The organism is Ornithinimicrobium tianjinense (assembly GCF_014636495.1).
GTDB lineage: Bacteria > Actinomycetota > Actinomycetes > Actinomycetales > Dermatophilaceae > Ornithinicoccus > Ornithinicoccus tianjinensis.
Genome location: NZ_BMEM01000007.1, coordinates 15,763 through 41,822 on the forward strand (window position 1 = coordinate 15,763; position 26,060 = coordinate 41,822).

Here is a 26,060-nt window from a genome sequence, read left to right on the forward strand (position 1 = left end):
GCTCCCCCACCGGGCCGTCCCGTGATATCCACGTCCCCGTGACCACTTCCACCGACTCCCCGACCCGTCGACCGCGCTGGTCCCTCATCGGCCCCGGCCTCGTCGTCGCCGCCACCGGCGTCGGTGCCGCCGACCTCGTCGCCACCGTGATCGCCGGCCAGAAGTTCGGCTACGCGCTGCTGTGGGCGGTCATCGTCGGCTGCATCATGAAGGTCGTCCTCGTCGAGGGCGCCGGCCGTTACTCGCTGGCCACGGGCAACACGATCTACGAGGGCTGGGCCAGCCTCGGGAAGTGGACCACCTGGTACTTCGGCCCCTACATCGTCATCTGGGGCTTCGTCTACGGCGCCGCCGCGATGGCCGGCACGGGCCTGCCCCTGCACAGCCTCTTCCCCGCACTCTCGGTCACCTGGTGGGGCATCATCTCCGGCCTGGTCGGGCTGGCGCTGGTCTGGTTCGGGCAGTACAGCTTCTTCGAGAAGGTCTGCGCCGCGCTCGTCGGCATCATGTTCGTCACCATGGTGGTCGCGGCGGCCCTGACGGTGCCGAACCTGCTCGACATCCTCTCCGGTCTCGTCCCGGTCGTCCCCGAGGGCGGCCTGCTCAACGTGCTCTCGGTCGCCGGCGGCGTCGGCGGCACGATCACGCTGGCCGCCTACGGCTACTGGATCCGGGAGAAGGGCTGGACGCGCCCGGAGCACATGAGCGTCATGCGCTTCGACAACGCCGTCGCCTACACCGTGACCGGCATCTTCGTCATCTCCACGCTCATCGTCGGCGCCGAGCTGCTCTACTCCGCCAGCATCGCGGTCAAGACCGGCGACGAGGGCCTGCTCGACCTCTCCACCGTCCTGAGCGACCGCTACGGCGTGTGGGCCGGCAAGCTCTTCCTTGTCGGCTTCTGGGCCGCCGCCATGTCCTCGCTCGTCGGCGTCTGGAACGGCGTCTCGATGATGTTCGCCGACTTCGTCGGTCACCGGCTGGGACACGGGGACGACCACCCGGACACCCGTCTGGGCGGCAAGTGGTACAAGGCCTACATCCTGTGGCTGACCTTCCCCCCGATGATCATGCTCTTCGTGGGGCAGCCGGTCTGGCTGATCCTCGCGTATGGCGTGCTCGGCGCCTTCTTCATGCCGTTCATGGCCGTGACCCTGCTGTGGATCCTCAACACCGCCCGCACGCCTGCGGAGTGGCGCAACGGACCGGTCGTCAACGTGCTCATGGCCATCTGCGCGGCGCTCTTCGCCTGGCTGGCCGTGACCCAGATCCAGAACGCCGTGGAGAAGTTCATCGGCGCCTGAGTCCCACCGCGCGCCGAGCGCGACTACGACGCCCCGTCATAGACTGGCCTGACAGCGTCGTAGGAAGGAGTCGACATGTCCGAGGAGCGTCAGGCGCTGCGGATCCTGTCGGAGGCCGAGTGCTGGTCCAGGCTGGAGGCCAAGGAGTTCGGGCGGATGGCCTACCACCTGGCCGACGAGGTCCACATCGCCCCGGTCAACTACGCCGTCGAGGGGGGCCACGTGCTCTTCCGCACCGCGGAGGGGTCCAAGCTCCTCGGGGTGGTGATGAACGAGGACGTCGCCTTCGAGATCGACGAGATCCGCGACGAGGAGGAGACCGCCTGGAGCGTCGTCGCCCGCGGCCGGGCGCACATCCTCGAGGGTCACGAGGCGCGTGACACCGACAACCTGCGCTTGCGGCCGTGGGTCAGCGAGGAGAAGTTCAACGTCGTCTCGATCCGGGTCGAGGAGATCAGCGGCCGCGAGTTCCACCTCGCCCGCCCCTGGCGGCACATGCTCCCCGAGCGCGGCTGAGCCTCAGCGCAGCGGCGGCAGCGCCGTCTGGTGCAGCCACGGGGTGAGCAGCGGGGTGACGTCGCGCCCCAGGGTCTCGGTGCAGTGGGCGAGGAAGTCCTCGGTGCTCACCGAGCCACCGCGGTGGCGGGCCGTCCAGGAGCGCAGCAGGTCGAAGAACCGGTCGTCGCCGACGTCGCGCCGCAGCGCGTGCAGGGTGAGCGCGCCGCGCTTGTAGACCCAGTCGTCGAACATGTGGTCCGGCCCCGGGTCCGCGAGCGGCGCGGGCTGGTCCTCGTCCGAGAGCTTCTTGTGGTGGTGCCTGGCCCACTCGTGGGCCCTCCTGCCGCCCGACTCCTCCGACCACAGCCACTCGGCGTAGCAGGCGAAGCCCTCGTGCAGCCAGATGTCCTGCCAGCGGGCCCCCGTGACCGAGTTGCCGAACCACTGGTGGGCCATCTCGTGCGCGACGAGACGGACGCTGTCCCAGTCCGCGGAGGCGAAGTTGCGCCCGAAGGTCGACAGCGAGGCCGACTCCAGCGGGATCTCCAGCGCGTCGTCGGTGATGACGGCGGTGTACCCGGCGTACGGGTAGGCGCCGAAGCGGTCGACGAAGAAGGCCATCATCTCCGGCTGCCTGCCGAAGGAGGCCGAGAAGCCGTTGCGGCGGACGTCCGCCGGACCGACGACCCGCATCGGGACGACGGCCTTCTGCTGCAGGACCTGGTAGCGGCCGACCTGCACGGTCGCCAGGTAGGGCGGGATCGGCTCGGTCTGCCGGAAGGTCCAGGTGCGGGTGGCCCCGCGCCGCCGCTCGGTGACCGGCTCGCCGCTGAACTCCACGTGGTAGTCGGCCGCGGTGGTGAACGTCAGCGCGTAGGTGCCCTTGGCGGAGGGCCGGTCGTTGCAGGGGAACCACGAGGGGGCACCGTGCGGCTGGGAGGCCACGATGACGCCGTCGGCCAGCTCCTCCCAGCCGGCCGCGTCGAGGCCGCGCTTGGCGATCGGTCGCGGGTTGCCGGAGTAGCGGACGCCGACGAGGACCTCCTCACCCGCTTCCAGAGGCGTCGGCAGGGTGATCACCAGCTTGCCGCCGGAGACCGTGAACCGCTTCGCCGCCCGCCCGCCGAGCGTGACCCGGGAGGGCGCGAGGCGCAGGTCCAGGCGCAGCTGGGTCAGCCGCTCGGTCGCCCGGCAGCGCAGCACCGCCTCGCCCTCGAGCTTGTTGCTGGGCACGCTGTAGGTCAGCGTCAGGTCGTGGTGGAGCACGTCGAAGGACAGGTCGCCGTGCCCGGCCACGTAGGGGTCGGCACCCTTCACCGGTCCTCCTCGTTGTCGTCGCTGCGGTGGTGGTCGACGTCGTCCCACGGTCCGATGGGGTTGCCCAGCCAGCGGGTCTGCGACGGCACGGCCTCCCCGCGCATCACCAGCGAGACCGGCCCGACCGTCGCGTGCCGACCGATGGTCGCGGCGGGCAGGATCACGCTGTTGGGACCCAGCGTGGCGCCCTCCTTCAGCGTCACCCGGTCCATGGACAGCACGCGGTCGTGGAAGAGGTGGGTCTGCACGACGCAACCGTGGTTGACGGTGGCCCCGGCCCGCAGCTCGACGAGGTCGGTCTCGGGCAGCCAGTAGGTGTCGCACCACACTCCACGCCCGATCGTCGCGCCGAGCATCCGCAGCCACACGTTGAGCAGCACCGTGCCCTGGGTCACGGAGGCGAACCACGGCGCGGCGAGCACCTCGGTGAAGGTGTCGGCCAGCTCGTTGCGCCACACGAAGCCGGACCACAGCGGGTGATCCTCGACCCGGTGCCGGCCGACGATCGTCCACTTGGCCGCCCAGGCGACCAGCGCGGCCAGGACACCGGCCACGAGCAGGACGACACCGCCGAGCGCCAGGGCGGCGGGGACGTCCCAGCGCAGCAGGAGCAGGAGGGTCACCGCGACGGAGGTATGCAGCAGCACGGCCAGGAGCAGGGCCGCCAGTCTCCCCGTCTCCAGCAGGGCGCGGTAGACCTTCAGGCGGGTGGGCGGGTCGTAGGTGCGGCTCTGGTCGACCTCGCTCGCGGCGCGCCGCAGCTTGGTGGGCGGGCTGCCGAGCCAGGAGGTGCCGGCCTTGACCTTGCGGGTCAGCGGGGTGGCGGACAGGACGGCGACCAGCGACTCCTTGGAGACCTTGCGCCCGGCCGAGACCATGCCGGAGTTGCCGACGAAGGCGCGCTTGCCGATCTTCACCGGCTCGACGCGGATCCACCCGCCGGCCAGCTCGTAGCAGCCGACGAGCGTGTCGTCGGCGAGGAAGGCATGGTCGTTGACCTGGACCATCGACGGGACGAGCAGCACGGTCGATGCCTCGACGCCGCGGCCGACGCGCGCGCCCAGCAGGCGCAGCCACACCGGGGTCAGGGCGGCCGAGTAGATCGGGAACAGCCAGGTCCGGGCCTCGTCGAGCACGCGGAAGGTGGTCCACAGGCACAGGCCCGACCACGAGTGCGTCGGCACGTGACCCGCCCGGACCCACGGAGCGCAGCCGCGGACGACCAGCAGGACGAGGAGGGCGAGCACGGCATACCCGACGAGGGCGGCGAGCGGCAGCCACGGGAGGGCCGTCCGCAGCGCGGTGGCCAGGTCGGCCGCCCCGGCGACGCGCGGCGCGACGACGGCGAGCCCGGCCAGCACCCCCATCACGGGCAGCGCGGCGAGGAGGAGCGCCGAGGCGGCGTAGCCGAGCCACCAGCCGCGCCCGGGGGGCGGCGGCGCGGCCGCCCAGGGACCGGGGGCCCGGCGCGAGACGCGTTCGGCCGGCGAGCCGGCCCAGTGCTCCCCACCAGGGATCGGGCCGAGGACGCAGGAGCCAGGGGCGACGTCCGCCCCCTCCCCGACGTCGGCGCCCGGACCGAGGGTGCTGCGCGCGCCGACGCGGGCGTGCGCGCCGACGCGGACGCGCCCGACATGGAGCCGGTCACCGTCGATCCAGTAGCCGCCGAGGTCCACCTCCGGCTCGACCGCCGACCGGGCGCCGAGCGTCAGCAGCCCGGTCACCGGCGGGAGCGCGTGGAGGTCGACCCCGGGGCCGATGTCCGAGCCGAGAGCGCGCGCGTAGCGCTGCAGCCAGGGCGCGCCGGCCGTGGAGATGGCGGCCAGCTCGTCCTGGATCCGCGTCGCGAGCCAGAGGCGCAGGTGGACCTTGCCCCCGCGCGGGTAGGTGCCGGGGGCGATGCCGCCGTCGAGCACGGCCCGGATCAGCAGCGCCGCGAGGCCCATGCGCACCGGCGGCACGAGGAAGAGCACGGCGGTGAGGACGGCGACCGCCCGGGGGAAGGGGGGCAGGAACGGCATACCCAGGAGGTGGTGCGCGGCGGTCGAGCCGAGCATGAGCCAGGCCGCCCAGCGGCCGGCCGCCAGCGTGCGCAGCGGCACGAGCGCGAGCAGCTGGCCGACCTGGGTCTTGGGGCGTATGGGGTAGACCGTCCGGTCCGAGCGGGCGCTGCCGCCGGTGCCCAGCTCGTCCAGGGCCTCGGCGAGCGAGCCGACGCGGGGGTGGTTGTAGAGGTCACCGACGGCCACCTCCGGGTAGCGCTCCCGCAGCCGGCCCACGATCTGCGCGGCCATGAGCGAGCCACCACCGAGGTCGAAGAAGTCATCCTCCGGTGCGGTGATGTCGGCGCCGAGCACCTCGGCCCAGATCTGGCCGATCCAGGCCTCGAGCGGGGTCAGCCCGGAGGCGTCGGCGCGGGGGGCCGAGGGCAGCGGCCAGGGCAGCGCGTCCCGGTCGACCTTGCCGGAGGTGCGGGTCGGGATGTCCGGGACCACGGCCAGGCGGGGCACCAGGGCGGCCGGCATCCGCTCGCGCAGCAGCGCCTGGGCGGTGTCGGGCTCGTAGGTCTCGTCGACGGCGAGGTAGCCCACGAGCAGCTGGTTGCCGGAGGCGGTGCGGCGGACCGCGGCGGCGGCCCCGGCCACGCCGGGCAGGCGCAGCAGCTGACCGTCGATCTCGCCGAGCTCGATGCGGCGGCCGCCGAGCTTGATCTGGTCGTCGGCCCGACCGCCGAAGAGCAGCCCGGCGGGGTCGTTGACGACGATGTCGCCGGAACGGTAGGCGCGGTCCCAGCCGAGCGAGGGCATCGGGGCGTACTTCTCGGCGTCCTTGGCCGGGTCGAGGTAGCGGGCCAGCCCCACGCCGCCGATGATCAGCTGGCCCGACGCACCCTCGGGGACCGGCTGCTCCTGCTCGTCGACGACGGCGAGGTCCCAGCCGTCCAGCGGCAGCCCGATGCGGACCGGCGACGTCCCGTCGAGCACCGCGGCGCAGGCGACGACGGTGGCCTCGGTGGGGCCGTAGGTGTTCCACACCTCGCGGCCCGGGGCCTGGAGGCGGGCCGCGAGCTCGGGCGGGCAGGCCTCGCCGCCCAGGATCAGCAGGCGCACGCGGGCGAGGGAGGAGGCGGGCCACAGCGCGACGAGCGTGGGGACGGTGGAGACCACCGTGATGTCGTTGGCGACCAGCCACGGGCCCACGTCGACCCCGGCGCGCACGAGCGACCGCGGCGCCGGGACCAGGCAGGCGCCGTGCGCCCAGGCCAGCCACATCTCCTCGCAGCTCGCGTCGAAGGCCACCGACAGCCCCGCCATCACCCTGTCGGCGGGACCGATCGGGTGGCCCTGCAGGAACAGGCGCGACTCCGCGTCGACGAAGGCGGCCGCGTTGTGGTGGGTGACGGCCACGCCCTTGGGCGTCCCGGTCGAGCCGGAGGTGAAGATCACCCAGGCGTCGTCCTCGGGGGTCGGCTCCTCGCCGGGCACGCCGCGGTGGCCGCCCGCCCGCGGGGTGATCGCCAGGTCGTGGCTGACGACGGCCGCCACGCCGGCCTCGGCGAAGACGACGCGGGCCCGCTCGTCCGGGTCGTCGGCGTCGACCGGGACGTAGGACGCGCCGGCGAGCAGGATCCCGAGGATGGCGGTGTAGAGCTCGGTGGTGCCCGAGCGCACGCGCACCCCCACCCGGCCGCCGCGACCGACGCCGACCTCGGCAAGCCGGGCCGCCACCTCGCGGGCGGCGGACTCGAGCTCGGCGTAGGTGAGGGTCTGCACGCCGCTGTCGACGGCGAGCACGTCGGGGGCGGACGCGACGCTCGCCAGGAAGACGTCGACCAGGGTCCGCGGCGCCGTCGCGCGGTCGCCGGCCAGCAGCGGCGGGGGCACGGGCAGGGCAACGGTCACCGGGAGATTGTCCCCTACCGCGGGCGGCTCAGACGTCGACCGGCTCGAGCTCCGAGTGGTCGGCGACCGCGGGGCGCCGCGCGCGCAGGAGGTCGGTCACGACATACCCGACGGCCAGGACCCAGGCGAGGATGATCAGGCCGTAGACGAGCTGGCGGAGACCCTCGCCGGCGTCGACGACCTCGCTGCGCAGCAGCGTGCGGGCGTTGGTCAGCAGGATGAGCCCGCCCACGCCGGCGCCCAGGACCCGCGGCGGGACGACGCGGACGAGGTAGGCCGCGAGCGGCGCCGCGACCACGCCGCCGCCGAGGAGCGCCAGGACCCAGCCGACGTGGATGCCCTGGTGGCTGAGGCCGACGAGGAAGCCCAGGCTCGCGGACACCGCGACCAGGAACTCGGCGGTGTCGATCGAGCCGACCACCCGGCGCGGCTCCAGCCGCCCGCTGGCCAGCAGCGCCGGCGTGCCGACCGGCCCCCAGCCACCGCCCCCGGTCGCGTCGAGGAAGCCCGCCACGAGGCCGAGCGGCGCCAGGAAGCGCCGGCGCAGGGGCTGGCCGAGCCGGTCGGTGCGCAGCTGCGTCGTCGTGAAGCGCACCAGGATGTAGAGGCCCAGCACCAGCAGCACGCCGCTCGTGAGCGGGCGCGCCACCTCCGTGTCGATGCTGCTCAGCACCGTGGCACCGGCGAAGGCGCCGATCGCCCCGGGCACCCCGATGCGCAGCACGACCCGCCAGTCGACGTTGTCGAAGCGCCAGTGGCTCAGGCCGGACGCGAGCGAGGTGCCGATCTCGGCGAGGTGCACGGTGGCCGACGCGGCGGCGGGGTTGGCGCCGATGAGGAGCAGCAGCGTCGTGGTCGTCACGCCGTAGGCCATGCCGAGGCCGCCGTCCACGAGCTGGGCGGCGAGTCCGACGAGGGCGAGGAGCACGAGCTGACGCATGCGGGATATCCTGCTGGCTCAGTAGAGATTAGTCAACCTACTGGCAGGGATAAGTCTTCGTTCGGTCCGGTGGGCATAGGTCAGACTGGCCCCCATGAACATCACGGCGCGCTCGGAGTATGCCGTCCGCGCCGTCCTCGCGATCGCGGCGGCGCAGGCGGGGCCGGGCGGCACGGGGGACGGAGGCACGGGGGACGGTGCGGCAATACCCGTGTCCGTCGAGCGGCTCGTGACGGTCCAGCAGCTGCCGCGCAAGTTCCTCGAGGGCATCCTGGCCGACCTGCGGCGCGCCGGCCTGGTGGTGAGCCGGCGCGGCGCCGCCGGCGGCTACCTCCTGGCCCGCCCCGAGGAGGCCATCTCGGTGGGCGACATCATCCGCGCCGTCGACGGCCCGCTCGCCGAGGTGCGTGGCCTGCGGCCGCACGAGACGGCATACCAGGGCGAGGCGGAGCACCTGCCGACCCTGTGGGTCGGCGTGCGCGCCGCCCTGCGGGAGGTGCTCGACGGCACCTCGGTCGTCCAGCTGCGCACGGGGGAGCTGCCCGAGGTGGTGCGGCGGCTCACCGCCAGCCCCGAGGCGTGGCGCAACCACCCGGCCGCCCCCAGTCACAACGACGGGTCATAGTAGTAGGCTGGAGGTGCTCCCCCGGGAGTCGCCCGAGGGACACCGGAAGGGAAGGTGCGTCTCGATGAAGGCCATGGTCTACCACGGACCCGGCACGGCGACCTGGGAGGAGGTCCCGGACCCGACGCTGCAGGAGCCGACCGACGCGGTCGTCAAGATCGAGACGACCACGATCTGCGGGACGGACCTGCACATCCTCAAGGGCGACGTGCCCGCGGTCACCGACGGCCGCATCCTCGGTCACGAGGGCGTCGGCGTGGTGACCGAGGTCGGCGACGCTGTGAGCCGCGTCAAGGTCGGCGACCGCGTGATCATCTCGTGCATCAGCAAGTGCATGGAGTGCGACTACTGCCGCGAGGGGCTCACCTCGCACTGCGAGACCCTGGGCGGTATCGGCTGGATCTTCGGGCACCTCATCGACGGGACGCAGGCCGAGTACGTCCGGGTGCCGTTCGCCGACAACGGGCTCATCCCGCTGCCCGAGGGCGTCACGCCCGAGCAGGGCACGATGCTCTCCGACATCCTGCCCACCGGCTTCGAGATCGGGGTCCGGTACGGCGACGTCTCCGAGGGTGATGTCGTGCTGGTGGTCGGCGCCGGACCGGTCGGCCTGGCCGCCGTGATGACGGCGCGCTCAAGCGGTGCGGCCAAGGTCATCGCGGTGGACGGCAACGCCTTCCGGCTCGAGGCGGCCCGCGACTTCGGCGCCACCGACACCGTGCTGGCGGGGCCGGAGGCGTTGGAGCAGGTCCGCGCCCTGGGCCGCAAGGGCGCCGGCGTCGACGTGGCCATCGAGGCCGTCGGCCTCCCCGAGACCTTCGCGATGTGCCTGGACGCGATCCGTCCCGGGGGCCGGGTGGCCAACGCCGGGGTGCACGGCAAGCCGGTGAGCTTCCCGATCGAGCGGGACTGGATCAACAACATCACGATCACGACCGGTCTGGTCAACGCCACGACCGCCCCCCAGTTGCTGGAGGACATCATGGCCGGGAAGATCGCGCCGGAGAAGTTCGTCACCCACCGGTTCACCTTCGAGGAGTGGGAGAAGGCTTACGACACCTTCTCCCGCGCGACGGAGGAGAGGGCGCTCAAGGTCATCGTCACCAACGCCTGACGCGCACCGGGCGGGAGCCGGGACGTCCGGCCGCGCACGGCACCGCGCCCGTCCTGGTCGGCCAGGACGGGCGCGGTGGTCGGTGGGGAGCAGCGGTGCTGGCAGTAACGCCGGTCCGGTCGGGCAGTAACGCCTGTCCGGTCGGGCAGTAACGCCTGTCCGGTCAGTCGCCGTGCTTGAGGCCCTCGCTGATCAGGCTCATGACCGAGGAGTCGGCCAGCGTGGTGACGTCGCCGACCTCGCGGTTCTCGGCCACGTCCTTGAGGAGGCGGCGCATGATCTTGCCGGAGCGGGTCTTGGGCAGCTCGGGGACGATCATGATCTGCCGCGGCTTGGCGATCGGGCCGATCTCCTTGGCGACGTGGTTGCGCAGCTCGGCCACCAGGTCCTGGCCCTCGCCCGCCTCGTCGGCCTCGCCCACGGCCTCCTGCCGCAGGATGACGAACGCGCAGATCGCCTGTCCGGTCGTCTCGTCGGCCGCGCCCACGACCGCCGCCTCGGCGACCTTGGGGTGGGAGACGAGCGCCGACTCGATCTCGGCCGTCGACATCCGGTGGCCGGACACGTTCATCACGTCGTCGACGCGGCCCAGCACCCAGATGTTGCCGTCCTCGTCGAGCTTGGCGCCGTCGCCGGCGAAGTACATGCCCTCGAAGCGGCTCCAGTAGGTCTCCTTGTACCGCGCCGGGTCGCCCCAGATGCCCCGGAGCATCGAGGGCCACGGCTCGGTGAGCACGAGGTAGCCGCCGGAGCCCTTCGCCACCTCCTGGCCCATGTCGTCCACGACCTTCGCGACAATGCCGGGGATGGGGTGCTGCGCCGAGCCGGGGCGCGTCTCGGTCACGCCCGGCACCGGGCTGATCATGATCGCGCCGGTCTCGGTCTGCCACCAGGTGTCCACGATCGGGCACCGCTCGCCGCCGATGACCTCGCGGTACCACATCCACGCCTCGGGGTTGATCGGCTCACCGACCGAGCCGAGCAGCTTGAGGCTGGACATGTCGTACCTGTCCGGGATCTCGCGGCCCCACTTCATGAAGGTGCGGATCGCGGTCGGCGCGGTGTAGAGGATCGTGACCTTCTTGTCCTGGACGATCTCCCAGAAGCGACCCTGGTGCGGGGTGTCCGGCGTTCCTTCGTACATGACCTGGGTGGCCCCGAGGGTCATCGGCCCGTAGACGATGTAGGAGTGCCCGGTCACCCAGCCGATGTCGGCGGTGCACCAGTAGACGTCGGTCTCCGGGTGCACGTCGTGGACCACGTGGTTGGTGTAGGCGCACTGCACGAGGTAGCCGCCGGTGGCGTGGAAGATGCCCTTCGGCTTCCCGGTCGTGCCGGAGGTGTAGAGGATGAAGAGCGGGTGCTCGGCGTCGAAGGCCTGCGCCTCGTGGGTCTCGGCCGCCGCCTCCAGCGCCTCGTGCCACCACACGTCGCGGCCCTCGGTCCACTCCACGTCCTGGCCGGTGCGCTGCACCACGAGCACGTGCTGGACGGACGTCTCGCCGACCGCGAGCGCCGCGTCGACCGCGGGCTTGAGGCCGGAGGGCTTGCCGCGGCGGTAGCCGCCGTCGGAGGTGATGACCACCTTCGCGCCGGCGTCCTCGATGCGGCTGTGCAGCGCCTCGGCCGAGAAGCCACCGAAGACGACGGAGTGCGGCGCCCCGAGCCGGGCGCAGGCCAGCATCGCGACCGCGGCCTCGGGGATCATCGGCAGGTAGATCGCGACGGCGTCACCCTCACCCACGCCGAGGTCGGCCAGGGCGTTCGCGGCCCGCTGCACCATGCCGTGCAGCTCGGCGTAGGTGATGTCGCGGGTGTCGCCCTCGGGCTCCCCGACCCAGTGGATCGCGACGCGGTCACCGTGGCCGGCCTCGACGTGCCGGTCGACCGCGTTGACGCACGCGTTGAGACGTCCGCCGACGAACCACTTCGCGAAGGGCGCCTCGCTCCAGTCGAGGACCTGCCCGAAGTCGGTCTCCCACTGCACGTACTTCCTGGCCTGGTCGGCCCAGAAGCCTTCCCGGTCGGCGGCGGCCTGCTCGAACAGCTCGGCGCCGGCGTTGGCCTGCGCGACGAAATCCGGGCTCGGTGCGAAGGTGCGCTGCTCGTGGAGCAGGGCCTCGATCCCCTCGGTGGGCGTGGTGGACATCCGTGTCTCTCCTTGCGTCGTCGGGTCGTTGTCGAGTATGCCGCGCGCCGCACCCGGGTGCGACGCGCGGCATACCCGTCGGGGTCAGTGGTCGATGGCCTCGGCGACGCCGTGACCGGTGAGGCTGCGGACCTCGACCTCGGCCCACTTCTGCTCGTTGCGCTCCGGGCTGGTCACCGTGCCCAGCCAGCCCAGGAAGAAGCCCATCGGGATCGAGATGATCCCGGGGTTCGCGAGCGGGAAGAAGGAGAAGTCCACCTCCGGGTTGGTGATCATCGCCGTCTCCGAGCCGGAGACGACCGGGGAGAAGACGATGAGCAGGATGGCCGAGGCGAGGCCGCCGTAGATGCTCCACAGCGCACCGCGGGTGTTGAAGCGGCTCCAGAAGAGGCTGTAGAGGATCGTCGGGAGGTTGGCGCTGGCCGCGACCGCGAAGGCCAGGGCGACGAGGAAGGCGATGTTCTGGCCGTAGGCGAGGATGCCGCCCAGGATCGCGACGACGCCGATGCCGACGGCGGCCCAGCGGGCGACACGCACCTCCTGCTCGGGGGTCGCCTTGCCGTCCTTGATCACGTAGTTGTAGAGGTCGTGCGCGAAGGTCGCCGAGCTGGCGATCGTCAGGCCCGCGACCACCGCGAGGATCGTGGCGAAGGCGATGCCGGAGACGACGCCGAGCAGCACCGAGCCGCCCAGCTCGAAGGCCAGCAGCGGGGCCGCGGAGTTGGCCTTGCCGGGGGCCGAGGTGATGGTGTCCGGTCCGACCAGGGCGGCCGCGCCGTAGCCGACGACCAGGGACAGCAGGTAGAAGCCGCCGATGAGCCAGATCGCCCACTCGACCGACTTGCGGGCCTGCTGGGAGGTCGGGACCGTGTAGAAGCGGACGAGCACGTGCGGCAGACCCGCGGTGCCCAGCACCAGCGCCAGCGACAGGCTGATGAAGTCGATCTTGGTCAGGTCGGAGACGCCGTACTTCAGGCCCGGGTCGAGCAGCTTCTCACCGGCGTCCGGGGAGTTGTCGACGGCGGCCTGGAGGAGGCCGGAGAGGTTGAAGCCGTACCTACCGAGGACCCAGACGGTGATGATCGCGGTCGCGCTGATGAGCAGGACGGCCTTGATCATCTGCACCCAGGTGGTGCCCTTCATCCCGCCGATCATCACGTAGGCGAGCATGACCGCGCCCACGACGGCGATGACGACGTACTGCGCCCAGAGCGAGTTCAGGCCGAGGAGCAGCGCGACGAGGCCTCCGGCGCCCGCCATCTGGGCGAGCAGGTAGAAGAAGGAGACCGCCAGCGTGGAGGTGGCGGCCGCGATCCGGACCGGCTTCTGCCGCAGGCGGTAGGACAGCACGTCGGCCATGGTGAAGCGGCCGGTGTTGCGCATCAGCTCGGCGACGAGCAGGAGCGCCACGAGCCAGGCGACGAGGAAGCCGATCGAGTAGAGGAAGCCGTCGTAGCCCTGCAGCGCGATGGCGCCGGCGATGCCCAGGAAGGACGCGGCCGAGAGGTAGTCGCCGGCGATGGCCAGGCCGTTCTGCCGGCCGGAGAAGGCGGCGCCGCCGGTGTAGTACTGCGCGGCGGTCTTCTTGCCGCCGGCCACGCGGATGACGATCGCCAGGGTGACGATGACGAAGGCGGCGAAGACGCCGATGTTGAGCGCCGGGCTGCCCACCTGGACGGCCGCGGCGGCCGGGAGCGCCAGCGGCGCGGTGAGGATGCTGCTCATCGCCCGGTCCCTCCGATCTGCTCCATGCGCTGGCCGAGGGCCTCGGCGCGGGGGTCGAACTCACGGTTGGCCCAGCGGGCGTAGATGAAGGTGATCGCGAAGGTGGTGACGAACTGGAGCAGGCCGAAGATCAGGCCGATGTTGATGTTGCCCCACACCTTGGTCGACATGAAGCCGGGCGCGTAGCTGGCCGCCAGGACGTAGAGGAAGTACCACGCCAGGAAGAAGGCGGTCATCGGGAAGACGAAGCTGCGGAACCTGCGGCGCAGGTCCTGGAACTCCTCGGTGCGCTGGAGCTGGACGTAGGGGTCGACACCGGTGTCGGCGACCTCGTCCCTGCTCTCGTGTCGTGACTCGGTCACGGTGTCCTCCACAAGGGTCGGGCGGCGCGGACGCGCCGTGGGTGGGACCACTGTGGGCGCGGGCCCGGTGGGCGCGGAAGTGACCCAGGACACCTTCTCGGCGGACGGTCCCCCGCTGCGGCGAACGGTCGGCGGGGGACGACGAGCGGCGTGGTGCGGTGACGCGGTGGGACGCGCTCACCGGGTCGTCTGGGCGGTGATCTCCTCGGGGGTGTGCAGCCGCACCAGCGTCCGTCGGGCACCGCGAGGTATGCCGCGGGGCGTCGCGAGCGAGACCGTCACCATCACCGCGAAGGCGGCCGGCACGGTCCAGGCCGCCGGCTGGGCCAGCAGGGCCGCCGCCCACCCGTCCCGGGCGCCGGAGCGGACGGTGAGTCCCAGCGCCCCCACCGCGAGCACCGCTCCGACGACCAGCCCCGCGGCCGCACCCGGGACGCTCAGCCGGGGCCACCACACCCCCAGGGCCAGGAGCGGGAAGAAGGTCGAGGCGGCGACGACGAAGGCCAGGGTCACGAACGCCGCGAGCGGCACCTGCGGGAAGACGAGCGAGACGGCATACGGGACCAGGACCGCGAGCACCGTGGCCAGGCGGAAGCCGGTGACCTCGGAGTGGTCGCCGGCGGTCAGGCGGGCCAGGCGTGGTCGGACGAGGTCCTGGTTGAGCACGCCGGTGACCGCGACCGCCAGCCCGGAGCTCGTGGAGAGGAAGGCGGCGAAGGCGCCGCCCGCGAGCGCCGCGGTCAGGATCTCGGCTCCGCCGCCGGTGAAGACCTCGCCCGGCAGCCGCAGCACGACCGTGTCGGCGCGGTCCCCCGGGGCGAGCACGGGCAGGTAGACCCGGCCGAGCACGCCATACACGACGGTCACGACGTAGAAGGCGCCGAGCAGGGCCAGCACCCGCACCGTCGTGCGGCGCGCCGCCGTGCCGTCGGGGTTGGTGTAGTAGCGCACGACGACGTGGGGCAGGCCGGTCGTGCCGAGCGCCAGCGCGACGATCAGGGAGAAGGTCCGGTAGAGGTGGTGCTCGTCGGGGTCGCGCCCGGTGAACGGCTGCGCCCAGCTGTGGCTGACGTCCGGCGGCGGGGCTTGCGCCGCCCACCAGGCGGCGACGATCATGCCTGCGGGTATGGCGAGGGCGCTCAGCTTGAGCCAGTACTGGACCGCCTGGACCAGGGTGATCGAGCGCATGCCGCCGGCCGCGACCGCGAGCACGACCACGACCGCCACGACCGCCGCCCCGAGCCAGGCGGGCGCGCCGGTGACCAGGCGCAGGGTGAAGCTGGCGCCCTGGAACTGCGGGACCAGGTAGAGCCAGCCGATGAGCACGACGAGGACCGAGGAGAGGTGGCGGACGCCGCGCGACTCCAGCCGGCCCTCGGCGAAGTCGGGCAGGGTGTAGGCGCCGGAGCGGCGCAGGGGCGCGGCGACGAGCACGAGGAGGACGAGGTAGCCGACGGTGTAGCCGACGGGGTACCAGAGCGCGTCGACGCCCTGGTCGTAGATCAGGCCCGCGACGCCGAGGAAGCTCGCGGCCGAGAGGTACTCCCCGCCGATGGCCGCGGCGTTGCGACCCGGGGTGACCGCGCGGCCGGCGACGTAGAAGTCCGAGGTGCGGCGGGCCAGCCGGAGCGCGAAGAGGCTGAGCGCGAGGGTGACCACGCAGACGAGGGCCACGGCGGCCCCGGAGAGGGTCGCGCTCACCGGGCCGGGTCCCGGGGGTCGTGACCGCGGGCGTAGCCCTCCCCAGGCGGCTGCTCGCCGGCGACGAACTCGGCGAACCGGCGCTCGTGGCGCTCCGCGCTGCGCCGGTAGAGCCAGGCGGCCGCGACGGCTGCCGGGTAGACGAGGACGCCGAGGCCGAGCCAGGTCAGCGGCAGCGGGCCGACGTGGACCTGGCGGGCGGCGGGGACGAGGGCCAGGACCACGGGCAGACCCAGGAGGACCGTGGCGACGGCGCCGAGCACGGTGAGGGCCAGCCGCAGCTGCGCGCGCAGCAGCCCCTGCAGGTAGAGCTCGCCGACGCCGGTCTGCTCCACGAGCGCGACCCGGGTCCGGCGGCGGCGGGCCGGACGGGCGGCGCTGCGCGACGCGGTGACCCGCACTCGCTGGGTGGGCCGCGGCGCCGGGTCGCTCATGCCGGAACCCTAGCGCCAGCCTGGGCGATGGCTGCGGTGATGGTATTTTTCTGCCATGCGAACCACCATCGACCAGGCGGGGCGGATCGTCGTGCCCAAGGCGCTCCGAGATGCCATGCACCTGAGCGCCGGGCGCGAGATCGACATCTCCTACGCGGACGGCCTGCTCGTGATCGAGGTCGTCCCCGCCGACGTCGAGGTGCATCCGGGGACGCCCGGCGAGCTGCCCGTCCTCACGGCCAAGGAGGACCTGCCCGTGCTGTCCTCCAGCACCGTCCGCGACACCCTCGAGTCGTCCCGGCGGTGAGTCCGGCCACCTGCGACACCAGTGTCCTGGTGCCGGCTCTCCTGTCCTGGCACCAGCACCACGCGGCGGCGCGCGCCGCCCTGGCGGGCGGACTGACGGTCCTGCCCGGCCATGTCCTCCTGGAGACCTACAGCGTCCTGACCCGCCTGCCCGCGCCTCACCGGATCTCCCCCTCGGACGCCCGCACGGCGCTCGCCTCCCTGGAGGCACGGCCGCTCCTGCTCCCCCCGGAGCGCCACGTCCACCTGATCGGGCAGCTCGCTCGCGTGGGTCTGGGAGGCGGCGCGGTCTACGACGCCCTGGTCGCGGCGACGGCCCTGGAGCACGAGGTAGAGCTGCTGACGCTGGACCGTCGGGCGGTGCGCGCCTACGAGGTGGTCGGCGCGGCCTTCAGGGTGGTCCAGGCGTAGCAGCCCTCACTCGCCGACGACGAGGCGGCGGACCTCGCGCGCGTGGCGGCGGGCCACGGCCAGCTCGGGGCCGTCGCCGGAGAGCACGAGGCTGAGCTTGCCCTGGCTCTGCCGCACCTCGGCGACGTGACCGAGCGCCACGAGGGTGGAGCGGTGGATCCGCACGAACCCCGCGTCCGTCCACCGCTCCTCGAGCGTGCTCAGCGGGACGCGGATCAGGTGCGAGCCCGACTGGGTGAACAACCGGGCGTAGTCGCCCTGGGCCTGGACGTAGCGCACGTCCGACCGCCGCACGAAGCGCGTCACCCCGCCGAGCTCGACGGCGATCCGCTCGTCCGCAGGCTCCGCGGCGTCAGCCGGCGCCGCACCCGCCAGGCCCCCGCCCGGGGCGACGGGTGCGGGAGAGCCGGCGTACGGCATACCTCCCAGGACGCGGTCGACCGCGCGCGTGAGGCGGTCGCGAGAGACCGGCTTGAGGAGGTAGTCGGTGGCCTGGACGGCGAAGGCGTCGACCGCGTGCTCCTCGTGAGCGGTGACGAAGACGACCTGCGGGCGGTCGGCGAAGCGGGCGATGACGCGCGCCAGCTCCATCCCGTCGAGGCCTGGCATCGAGATGTCGGAGAAGACGACGTCGACCGCACCCTCCTCCAGGGCGCGCAGGGCGTCGGTGCCGGAGGACGCCGGCTGCACGGAGCTGAACCGCCCGTCCTGCTCCAGGAGCCAGGTCAGCTCGGCGAGGGCGGGCGGTTCGTCGTCGACGACGAGGGCGCGCATGGGAGCCATGCTAGGAGGCGCGTGCCCGCCAGGCGGTCACGCCCGCACGCCGGGCGCGAACTTCGGCACCCGGAAGCTGGCCCGGGTGCCCAGACCCGGGGCGGTCTCCACGACGAGGCCGTGGTCGTCGCCGTAGACCTGCCGCAGGCGCGCGTCGACGTTGCCCAGGCCGAGCGAGTCGGCCGGACCGCCCTCGGTGCCGCCGTCGAGCGCGCGACGGATGCGCTCGGGGTCGGTGCCGACGCCGTCGTCCTCGACGACGATCTCGGCCAGGTCGCCCAGGTCCGTCGCGGTGATCGACACCGTGCCGACGCCCTCCTTGCCGGCCAGTCCGTGGCGGACGGCGTTCTCGACCAGGGGCTGGACGACGAGGTAGGGGACGACGACCGGCAGCACCTCCGGGGCGATGAGCAGGTTGACGCGCAGGCGCTCTCCGAACCTGGCCTGCTCGAGGACGAGGTAGCGCTCGACGTTGCGCAGCTCGTCGGCCAGCGGGGTGAAGGCCCCGCCGCGGCGCAGCGCGTAGCGGGTGAAGTCGGCGAACTCGAGGAGCAGCTCGCGCGCCCGGTCGGGGTCGGTGCGCACGAAGCTGGCGATGGCGGTGAGGCTGTTGTAGACGAAGTGCGGGCTGATCTGGGCGCGCAGGCTGCGCAGCTCGGCCTCCATCGCGCGGGTGCGCTCGCGGTCCAGCTCCCCCAGCTCGAGCTGCCCGCCGACCCAGGTCGCCAGCTCCTCGGTCGCCCGGGCGAGCCCGGCGGAGGGACGGTCGGAGTATGCCGCCAGCGCGCCGGTCACGCGGTCGTCGACGACCAGGGGTGCGACGACGCCGGCCCGGATCTCGCAGTCAGGGTTGGCGCACGGCAGGTCGGCGCGGGTGAGGACGACGACGTCGCCGCCCTCGAGGACCCGCCGGGCGTGGCCCAGCACCTGGTCCGCGTGGTGGTCGGCCCGCCCCGCCCAGCCGAGCAGCGCCTGGGTGTCGGTGAGCGCGACCGCGCGGGCCGCGAGCATCAGGCGCAGGTTGCGCGCGGCCCGGGAGGCGGTGTCGCTGGTCAGGCCGGTGCGGAGCTGTCGGCCGGCCTGGCTGCCGAGCCGCAGAGTCTCGTAGGTGAGCCGGTCGGTCTCGGAGAGGAAGCCGCGCCGGACCCGGCGACGCAGCAGCCAGTAGACCGCGTGCCCCACCAGCACCACGGCGAGCACGACGATGGCCGTGGGCAGGTGGAGGGCGTCCTGGACCGGCATGGCCCGACCCTACGACCACCCCGACCGGACAGGCGCTCCGGTCACACCGGACAGGCGCTCTGACGCCGGAGGCTCGGTCGACGCCCTGCGGCACCGCACGCGTCCGTCGTCCCCGGCTTCAAAGCACACACTTCCGGCAAGGATTCGTTGGTTACGTCTCACGAATCCTTGCCGGAAGTGTGTGGCTTGGTCGCGGGTGTCTGCGCCGGTGGTTGGTGTATGTCGTGGTCCGAGTAGTACCCGGGCCACGGCGCGGACACGTCGCCTCAGGCCGGGTTCTCGCCGGAGAACTCCAGGAAGGCGTCCATCGCACGCGGGCCGTAGACGGTCGAGGGTCCGCCGTTCATGAGGATCGCGACGCCGAGCGCCTCGGCGACCTGCTGTGCCGTGGCGCCGGCACGGGCGGCCCCGCGGGCATGGCTGGCGATACAGCCGTCGCACTGCTTGGAGACGCCGATCGCGAGCGCGATCAGCTCCTTGGTCGCCACGTCGAGCTCGCCGGCCGAGAGCGCCGCCTTGTGGGTCGCGGAGTAGCCCGCGTAGACGTCGGGGATGCGGTTGCGCAGCTCGCGCGCCTCCCCGCGCAGGCCGTCGAGAACGTGCTGCCCGTGGTCACCGTGAGTCATACCCCGGAGGGTATAGCAAGAGCCAGCACTGCGGCCTGTCCGGTCCGGCAGGAACGCCTGTCCGGTCCGGCAGGAAGGGCCGCAGGGGCGTCGGCCGAGCCTCCGGCCTCAGGGACTGGGGAAGACCCGCACCGGGCCGATCACCTGCAGCCCGACGACGTCACCGACGTCCGGCACCTGGTGGCCGACGACGCGCGCCCGCAGGCCGCGGACCGGCACGCCGCTGACGAGCTGGAGGTCGGCGACCGAGTCGTGGCCGAAGTAGGTCACCGAGGTCACCCGGGCGTCGACCGAGCCTGCGCCGGGCGCCACCAGCGCCAGCTGCTCGGGCCGCAGCAGGCCCTCGACGGCACCGCGCGTCACGAAGCCCGCGGTCTGCAGGTTGCCGAGCGCGCACCGGAACTGCGTCTGGTTGGCCAGCCCGTGCACATAGATAGCGTCGCCGAGGAAGGCCGCCACGTGCGGGTCCGCCGGCTCGCCGTAGACCGTGCGGGGCGGCGCGATCTGCGAGAAGTGGCCCTCGCGCAGCACCGCGACCTCGTCCGCGAAGGACAGCGCCTCCGGCTGGTCGTGGGTCACGAGGATCGTCGTGGCGCCAGCTGCGCGCAGGGCCCGGCCGGTCGCCTCGCGGGTGGCCGTCCGCAGCGCGGTGTCCAGCGCCGAGAACGGCTCGTCGAGCAGGACCAGGTCGGGCTCGGGCGCGAGGGCCCGCGCGAGCGCCACCCGCTGCTGCTGCCCGCCGGACAGCTGGTCGGGGTGCCGGTCGGCCAGCGCCGCCGGCAGCTCCACCAGGTCGAGGAGCTCGAGCACGCGCGCCCGGTGCGCACGGTCGCGGCGGCCGAGCACGGGACGCGGCAGCCCGAAGGCGATGTTCCCGGCCACGCTGAGGTGCGGGAACAGCCCGCCGTCCTGGCGGACGTAGCCGATCCCCCGCCTCTCCGGAGCCACCCACGCTCCCGGCCCGGCGACGGTGCGTCCGCCCACGACGACCTCTCCGTCAGCCGGCCGCAGGAACCCGGAGATCACCTTGAGCAGCGTCGTCTTGCCGGACCCCGAGTCGCCGAGCACCGCCGTCGTGAGCCCCTCGGGCACCGTGAGGTCCACGCCGTGCAGGATCTCCGCGCCGTTGTAGCCGGCCCGCACGCCGCGCAGCATCACCTTGCTCGCGGGCGGGTCCACGCTCACGGGCGCCTCCACTGCCTCGATCACCGCTCCATTGTTCATCGTTCCACCAGCTCGAGCACGTCGCGGGTATGCCGTGCGGCCGGGTCGTCCGCGGCCGCGTCTCCGCGGGTGGGCGCCTCGGCACCGGCGGTGACGATCTGCCGACGCAGCATCACGGTCAGCGGCACGGACAGGGCGATCATCACCGCGGCGTACGGCGCCGCCGCAGCGTAGTCCAGCTCGTCGCTCGCGCCCCAGAAGGCCAGCGCAAGGGTCTGCGTCCCGGTCGGCGCGAGGAGGAGGGTCGCGGTCAGCTCGGTCGAGATCGCGAGCGCCACCAGCACGAAGCCCGCCAGCACCGAGGGCGCCGCCAGCGGGAGCACGACGCGGCCGAGCACCCCGAAGCCGCCGGCCCCCAGGGCGCGTGCGGCCTCGGACAGCTCGGGCGGCGCGGCGGCCAGGCCCGAGCGCAGCGCCACCATCGCGCGGGGCAGGAAGAGGATCGCGTAGGCCAGCAGGATCAGGGGCACCGTCTGGTAGAGCGCGGGGGCCCAGCGCACCGACAGGGTGACCAGCGCCAGGGCGACGACGACGCCCGGCAGCGCGCTCGCGACGAACGTGGTGCGCTCCAGCGCCGTCGCCAGCCAGCTGCGCGACCGGTCGAGCAGGACCGCCCCCGGCAGCCCCAGCAGGACCGCGAGCAGCCCGCCGCCGAGTGCCAGGCCGAGGGTGCTCAGGGTGACCCACAGCAGGTCGGCGGGCAGGCCCGCGGCCCCGCTCTGGCTCGTGCCCGCGAGCAGCCACCGGAGCACCATCGTCACCGGCACCACGACCGCCAGGGCGACGACGAGCGCCAGCCCCAGCAGGGATGGGACCGTCCAGCGGCCCAGCGGCTGGGGCAGCGCCCGCGCACCCGCGCCGGACCCGAGCCGCGACACCCTCGCCCGCCCGCGCGCCGCCACCTCCAGCGTGAGCACCACGAGGCAGAGGACGAGCAGCACCGAGGCGAGCAGCGACCCACGGACGTCGCTGAACCCGACGGCATACTGCTGCAGGATCGCGGTCGTGAAGGTCTGGTAGCGCATCATCTCGAGCACGCCGTACTCCGCGAGCAGGTGCAGCGCGACCAGCAGCGCACCGCCGCTGATCGCCGGCCGCAGGCGCGGGAGCACGGTGCGGGCGAAGGTGCCGACGGGACCGACGCCCAGGGAGCGCGCGACCTCCTCCTCTCCGGCGTCCAGCGTGCGCAGCAGCGCCGCGACGGGCAGGAAGACGAAGGGGAAGTAGGACAGCGTGGTCACCAGCACCGCCCCGCCCAGGCCGACCAGCCCCGGCTGCCAGGAGATCCAGGCATAGCTGCTGACGAAGGCCGGCACAGCCAGCGGCGCGAGCATCAGCGTCCGCCACGTCGACGCCAGCGGCAGGTCGGTGCGCTCCACCAGCCACGCGGCACCGACCCCCAGCACGGTCGCCAGCGGCACGGTGAGCAGCATCAGCCACCCGGTGTGGGCGAGCAGCTCGGCGATCCGCGGGCGCAGGAGGTAGTCCCGCGCCTCCGCGACCCCGCCGGCCGCCGCCTGGCCCAGCACGACCAGGATCGGCAGGAGGGTGAGCAGCGCCACGGCCGCCGCCAGGGTGACGACGGCCGGCGCGCTGCCCAGCCCGGAGGCGCTCCTAGAGGATGCCGGCATCCGTCATCAGGTCCGTGACCTGGTCGCTGTTGAGGGTGAAGGGATCGACCGGCGGGGCGTCCAGCCCGTCCAGCGGCGGGAGCGCCGGGTCGGACTCGACGTCCACGCCCACGGCATACTCCATGCTCTTGCTGGTGGCGAGGATCTCCTGGCCCTCCGGGCCGGTGACGAACGCCAGGAACTGCTGCGCCTGCTCGGCCTTGTCGCTGCCGGCGAGCACGCCGCCGGCGGACAGCGAGACGAACGCGCCCGGGTCCTGGTTGCCGAAGTAGTGCAGCTGGGTGTTGCCCGAGCCCGCCTTGTCGCCGGCCTGGTCGCGGTACCAGTAGTAGTGGTACATGATCCCGACCGGCACCTCGCCGGCGTTGACGGCCTTCATCGTGGCGATGTTGTTCTGGTAGACGGTCGCGCCCCGCTCCAGACCCTCGAGCCAGGCGGTCGTCTCCGCCTCGCCGCGGTCGGCGAGCATGCCGGCGACGATGGCCTGGAAGTCGGCCCCGCCCGGCGCGCAGCCCCACCGGCCGTCCCACGCCGGGTCGGCGAGGTCCATCATCGACTGCGGCAGCTCGGCCTCGGTGATCTTGGACGGGTTGTAGATGAGCACGGTCGACCGGGCCGCGATCGCCGTCCACAGCCCGCTCGAGGGCGCCATGCCCTCGCGGACCTGCCCGATCGTCGCCTCGTCGACCGGCGCCAGCAGCCCGGCGCGCTCGACGACGGTCATCGCCGGGGAGTTCTCGGTGAGGAAGACGTCGGCCGGGGAGGCGTCACCCTCCTGCACGATCTGGTGACCCATCGAGGAGTCCTTGCCCGCGCGCACCTGGGTCTCGATGCCGGTCGCCTCGGTGAACGCCTTGGCCCACGCCTCGGTGACGTTCTGGTGCTGGCTGGAGTAGATCTGCAGCTTCTCCGGGTCCGGGACGTACTCCTCGCCCTTGCTGCAGGCGTTGAGCACGAACGGGGAGGCCAGCAGGCCGGCCAGCAGCGTGCGGCGGGACAGGGTGGGGCTCACGCGGGGGTCCTCTCGGGGGCGGGGGCGGGGTCGAGGGTATGCCGTGCACGCGCGACCCGTGCGCGGGAGGGGTCACGGGTCACGAGCTGCTGCAGCCGGCGCACGGGTGCGTCGGTGAGCCGCCACACGAGGACGCCGGCGGCGATGGCCGCGACGGTCGCGAGCGGCGGGAAGGGCACCACGTCGAGGACGTGGAACTGCACGAGGTAGATGTGCAGGCTGGCCGCGCCGAGGGTGGCGACGACGGGCACCAGACGGCTGGGCACGGCGACGGTCGGGACGAACGCCAGGACGGCGGCGCCGGCGAGGATCGTCAGGTTGCGCACCGGGTCGTCGGGGAAGAAGGTCGCGATCCCGGCGACCATGGCGGCCATCGTCCAGCGGCGGCGGGCGGCCGTGCGGGCGGTGGCCAGGGCCAGCCCGATCGCGAAGAGCCACAGGACCGTCGGCATCATCCCGCGCAGCACCCCCTCGAAGAGGTGGAGGATCGCGAAGCGGGGCACCAGCGCGAGGAGGACGAGCGTGAACGCGACCGGCCACGGGTCGACGCGCCAGCGGCGGGCGACCGCCGGGACCGAGAGCGTGGCCGTGACGAAGAGCGTGCTGGCCACCAGAGCGTCGACGAACCACAGCTCGTTGTGCTTGCCGTAGGCGATGTCGCCGACCAGCCAGTTGGCGAGGAAGACGTTGTCCCAGCCGTAGCGGCCGTAGGTCAGCCCGAGCAGCGCCATCACGACGGTCGGGACCGCGATGCCGACGAGCACGCGAGCGGTCCCGCGCCAGCGCGCGGCGACGCCGGGGGCGGACAGGGCGAAGAGCGCGGCGTTGAAGCCGGCGACGATGAGCAGCGTGTGGGCACCGCCGAGGATCCGGAACAGTCCGGCATGGGTGCCGCAGATCGTGATCACCGCGATCGCGCGGAGCACGACCGACGTCTCCAGCCGGACCGGCGCGCCGAGGCGGCGGCGCAGCCAGCTCTCCTTCGCCGGCGCGGCGAGGGTCGGGGCGGGGCTCTCCACGAGCTCGCGCAGCGGCCGGTGGTGCCAGTCGCGGGGCAGCTCGCCGAGCAGCGCGGTCAGCCGGACCGAGGCCTGCACGTGGGAGAGGGAGTCGCCGCCCTGGTCGACGAAGGACCGGTCGACATCGACGCCGATCTCGTCGAGCCCCAGCACCTCCGCCAGCGCGGCGCCGACGCGGACCTCGAGGGTCGGGGCGTCCAGCTGCTGGCGGGCGTCGACGCACTCGTCGGGGTCGCTGCCGCGCACCAGCGCGTCGCACCCGGCGCGGTCGACCTTGCCGTTGGCCAGCCGGGCCAGCGGCAGCACCGCGACCCGGACGTGACCGACGCCCAGGCCGGACGCGTGCGCGGCGGCGCGGCGCGCCATACCGGAGAGATCGGTGGTCGGGGTGCCGGCGCGGGGCTCGACCGCGACGCGCAGGCCTTCGTCGTCGCCGGTGACGCACGCGACGAGACCCTCGCCCTCGAGGGCGCGCTCGACGCGGGCGAGGTCGATGCGCAGGCCGAGGACCTTGACGAAGCCCGAGCGGCGGCCGACGATCCGCAGGACGCCGTGCTCGTCGAGGCGGCCGAGGTCGCCGGTGCGCAGCTCGGTGATCATCCGCCCGAGCGCCAGGTCGTCGGGGTGCTCGGCGTAGCCCAGCATGACGCCCGGCCCGCGCACGACGACCTCACCCGCGCCGGTGGCAGGGTCGGCCTCGGGCACGGTGGCGTCGAGGACGACCTCGGTGCCGGGGACGGGGCGGCCGACCGCGTCCGGGGCGGCGGGCACGTCGGCGGGCGCGTGGACGGCGATGCGGGCGGTGGCCTCGGTCTGGCCGTACATGACCGACAGGCCCCAGCCGTGCTCGGCCCCGAGGGCGGCGGTGCGCACGATGCGGTCGGTCGCCATCCGCCCGCCGGCCTGGGTGAGCAGGCGCAGGCTCGGGTGGGGGCGCTCGAGGGCGCCGGTGGTCTCCATCAGCTCGACCATGTGCGGCACCACCGCGATGTCCGTGACGCCCTGCCCGTCGACCGTGGCCCAGAACGCGTCGTCGAGGACCGAGGCGTCGGTGAGCGCGACGGAGGCGCCGACGGTGAGGTGGCTGTGCAGGACCGACAGCCCGAAGCAGTAGTGCAGCGGCAGGCTCGTCACGCCCCGGTCGGCGTCGGTCAGGCCGAGGGCGGCCGCGATGGCGGCGGCGTTGGAGGTGACGTTGGCGTGGCTGAGGCGCACCAGCTTGGGCGAGCCGGTGCTGCCGGAGGTGGAGAGCAGGAGGGCGAGGTCGGGGTGGAGGAGGTGGCGGGGCCCGTTCCCGGTATGCCGCGCGCAGGCGTCGGCGCTGCCGTCACCCGGGCGGACCTCGCCGTCCTGGACGACAAGGTCGGGGGCCCAGTGACCGGCGACGCGCTGCCCGCTCGGACCGTCGGCGGTGACGAGCGCGACGTGCCCGGCCTCGAGGACCGCGAGGTAGCCGACGACGTCCTCGACGGTCGCCCGGAGGGGGACGTGGACGAGGCGGCGGCCGGTGGTCGCGTCCGGCAGACCGGCGGCGAGATCCTCCACGCGCGCGCGCAGCGTGCCGTGGTCGACGACCTCTCCCGCAGGTGCCAGCAGCGCCGGGGCGCCGGGGTCGACGGAGCCGACCGGGGGCAGCGGGGAGCGTCGCGCTCCGGTGCGGGGCGCGACGGACGCGCTCAGCACGGGGGTCGACACACGACTTAGGCTAGCCTCACTCAAAATCGCGACCAAATCTGGGAGTAAT

21 protein-coding genes are annotated in these 26,060 nt (G+C 73.2%); 6 read left to right on the plus strand and 15 right to left on the minus strand.

Features of this window, described 5'->3' with window-relative positions:
- Positions 1–38 precede the first annotated feature (38 nt).
- Positions 39–1,304, plus strand: coding sequence for an Nramp family divalent metal transporter (locus IEV65_RS14965; RefSeq protein WP_188432169.1), 1,266 nt, complete (start codon positions 39–41; stop codon positions 1,302–1,304).
- A 75-nt stretch (positions 1,305–1,379) separates the two neighbouring features.
- Positions 1,380–1,820 carry a pyridoxamine 5'-phosphate oxidase family protein gene (locus IEV65_RS14970; RefSeq protein WP_188432171.1) on the plus strand — a complete coding sequence of 147 codons (441 nt, stop codon included), beginning with the start codon at positions 1,380–1,382 and terminating at the stop codon, positions 1,818–1,820.
- A gap of 3 nt (positions 1,821–1,823) precedes the next feature.
- Here the strand turns inward: IEV65_RS14970 and IEV65_RS14975 are convergent, their stop codons facing one another.
- From IEV65_RS14975 to IEV65_RS14985, 3 genes are read right to left on the minus strand one after another with little or no spacing between them, the layout of a single operon-like run.
- Positions 1,824–3,119, minus strand: a complete 1,296-nt coding sequence (locus IEV65_RS14975; RefSeq protein WP_188432172.1) for a M1 family metallopeptidase — start codon at positions 3,117–3,119, stop codon at positions 1,824–1,826.
- Positions 3,116–7,021, minus strand: a complete 3,906-nt coding sequence (locus tag IEV65_RS14980) for a Pls/PosA family non-ribosomal peptide synthetase (protein ID WP_188432174.1) — start codon at positions 7,019–7,021, stop codon at positions 3,116–3,118. The genes IEV65_RS14975 and IEV65_RS14980 overlap by 4 nt, the downstream gene beginning before the upstream one ends.
- A 28-nt stretch (positions 7,022–7,049) precedes the next feature.
- Positions 7,050–7,961, minus strand: a complete 912-nt coding sequence (locus tag IEV65_RS14985; protein ID WP_188432176.1) for a sulfite exporter TauE/SafE family protein — start codon at positions 7,959–7,961, stop codon at positions 7,050–7,052.
- A gap of 94 nt (positions 7,962–8,055) precedes the next feature.
- On the opposite strand from IEV65_RS14985, the gene IEV65_RS14990 reads away from it, so the two are divergent.
- The gene (locus IEV65_RS14990) at positions 8,056–8,586 is read left to right on the plus strand and encodes an RrF2 family transcriptional regulator (protein WP_188432178.1); all 531 of its coding nucleotides are present in this window, start codon (positions 8,056–8,058) and stop codon (positions 8,584–8,586) included.
- Between the two features lie 64 nt (positions 8,587–8,650).
- Positions 8,651–9,700: a zinc-dependent alcohol dehydrogenase family protein gene (locus IEV65_RS14995; protein WP_188432180.1), complete on the plus strand. Its 1,050-nt coding sequence runs from the start codon at positions 8,651–8,653 to the stop codon at positions 9,698–9,700.
- A gap of 163 nt (positions 9,701–9,863) precedes the next feature.
- On the opposite strand, the gene acs is transcribed toward IEV65_RS14995, so the two are convergent.
- The 5 genes from acs to IEV65_RS15020 all read right to left on the minus strand — a co-directional run bounded on the left by acs (position 9,864) and on the right by IEV65_RS15020 (position 16,071).
- Positions 9,864–11,849: an acetate--CoA ligase gene (gene acs / locus IEV65_RS15000; protein ID WP_188432181.1), complete on the minus strand. Its 1,986-nt coding sequence runs from the start codon at positions 11,847–11,849 to the stop codon at positions 9,864–9,866.
- A gap of 84 nt (positions 11,850–11,933) precedes the next feature.
- Positions 11,934–13,574 carry a monocarboxylic acid transporter gene (locus IEV65_RS15005; protein ID WP_188432183.1) on the minus strand — a complete coding sequence of 547 codons (1,641 nt, stop codon included), beginning with the start codon at positions 13,572–13,574 and terminating at the stop codon, positions 11,934–11,936.
- Positions 13,571–13,936 carry a DUF485 domain-containing protein gene (locus IEV65_RS15010; RefSeq protein ID WP_188432185.1) on the minus strand — a complete coding sequence of 122 codons (366 nt, stop codon included), beginning with the start codon at positions 13,934–13,936 and terminating at the stop codon, positions 13,571–13,573. Before IEV65_RS15010 ends, IEV65_RS15005 begins: the two co-directional genes overlap by 4 nt.
- Positions 13,937–14,113: 177 nt before the next feature.
- Positions 14,114–15,637, minus strand: a complete 1,524-nt coding sequence (locus IEV65_RS15015; protein WP_188432187.1) for a sodium/solute symporter — start codon at positions 15,635–15,637, stop codon at positions 14,114–14,116.
- Positions 15,634–16,071, minus strand: coding sequence for a hypothetical protein (locus tag IEV65_RS15020; protein ID WP_188432189.1), 438 nt, complete (start codon positions 16,069–16,071; stop codon positions 15,634–15,636). The genes IEV65_RS15015 and IEV65_RS15020 overlap by 4 nt, the downstream gene beginning before the upstream one ends.
- Before the next feature lie 55 nt (positions 16,072–16,126).
- On the opposite strand from IEV65_RS15020, the gene IEV65_RS15025 reads away from it, so the two are divergent.
- Together IEV65_RS15025 and IEV65_RS15030 are read left to right on the plus strand one after the other, a co-directional pair.
- Positions 16,127–16,378 carry an AbrB/MazE/SpoVT family DNA-binding domain-containing protein gene (locus IEV65_RS15025; protein ID WP_188432191.1) on the plus strand — a complete coding sequence of 84 codons (252 nt, stop codon included), beginning with the start codon at positions 16,127–16,129 and terminating at the stop codon, positions 16,376–16,378.
- On the plus strand, positions 16,375–16,788 hold the full coding sequence (locus IEV65_RS15030) for a PIN domain-containing protein (RefSeq protein WP_188432193.1): 414 nt from the start codon (positions 16,375–16,377) through the stop codon (positions 16,786–16,788). The genes IEV65_RS15025 and IEV65_RS15030 overlap by 4 nt, the downstream gene beginning before the upstream one ends.
- A gap of 6 nt (positions 16,789–16,794) precedes the next feature.
- Here the strand turns inward: IEV65_RS15030 and IEV65_RS15035 are convergent, their stop codons facing one another.
- The 7 genes from IEV65_RS15035 to IEV65_RS15065 all read right to left on the minus strand — a co-directional run bounded on the left by IEV65_RS15035 (position 16,795) and on the right by IEV65_RS15065 (position 26,011).
- Positions 16,795–17,562 carry a LytR/AlgR family response regulator transcription factor gene (locus tag IEV65_RS15035; RefSeq protein WP_188432195.1) on the minus strand — a complete coding sequence of 256 codons (768 nt, stop codon included), beginning with the start codon at positions 17,560–17,562 and terminating at the stop codon, positions 16,795–16,797.
- Between the two features lie 36 nt (positions 17,563–17,598).
- Positions 17,599–18,804 (minus strand): sensor histidine kinase, encoded by a 1,206-nt coding sequence (locus IEV65_RS15040; protein WP_188432197.1) that lies wholly within the window; start codon positions 18,802–18,804, stop codon positions 17,599–17,601.
- 266 nt (positions 18,805–19,070) lie between these two features.
- Positions 19,071–19,430 carry a carboxymuconolactone decarboxylase family protein gene (locus IEV65_RS15045; protein ID WP_188432200.1) on the minus strand — a complete coding sequence of 120 codons (360 nt, stop codon included), beginning with the start codon at positions 19,428–19,430 and terminating at the stop codon, positions 19,071–19,073.
- Between the two features lie 108 nt (positions 19,431–19,538).
- Positions 19,539–20,639 (minus strand): ABC transporter ATP-binding protein, encoded by a 1,101-nt coding sequence (locus IEV65_RS15050; protein WP_229735336.1) that lies wholly within the window; start codon positions 20,637–20,639, stop codon positions 19,539–19,541.
- A gap of 11 nt (positions 20,640–20,650) precedes the next feature.
- Positions 20,651–22,285 (minus strand): ABC transporter permease, encoded by a 1,635-nt coding sequence (locus tag IEV65_RS15055; RefSeq protein ID WP_188432201.1) that lies wholly within the window; start codon positions 22,283–22,285, stop codon positions 20,651–20,653.
- Complete coding sequence (locus tag IEV65_RS15060) at positions 22,269–23,297, minus strand: iron ABC transporter substrate-binding protein (RefSeq protein ID WP_188432203.1); 1,029 nt, start codon at positions 23,295–23,297, stop codon at positions 22,269–22,271. The genes IEV65_RS15055 and IEV65_RS15060 overlap by 17 nt, the downstream gene beginning before the upstream one ends.
- Positions 23,294–26,011 (minus strand): AMP-binding protein, encoded by a 2,718-nt coding sequence (locus IEV65_RS15065; RefSeq protein WP_188432205.1) that lies wholly within the window; start codon positions 26,009–26,011, stop codon positions 23,294–23,296. The genes IEV65_RS15060 and IEV65_RS15065 overlap by 4 nt, the downstream gene beginning before the upstream one ends.
- Positions 26,012–26,060: the final 49 nt, after the last annotated feature.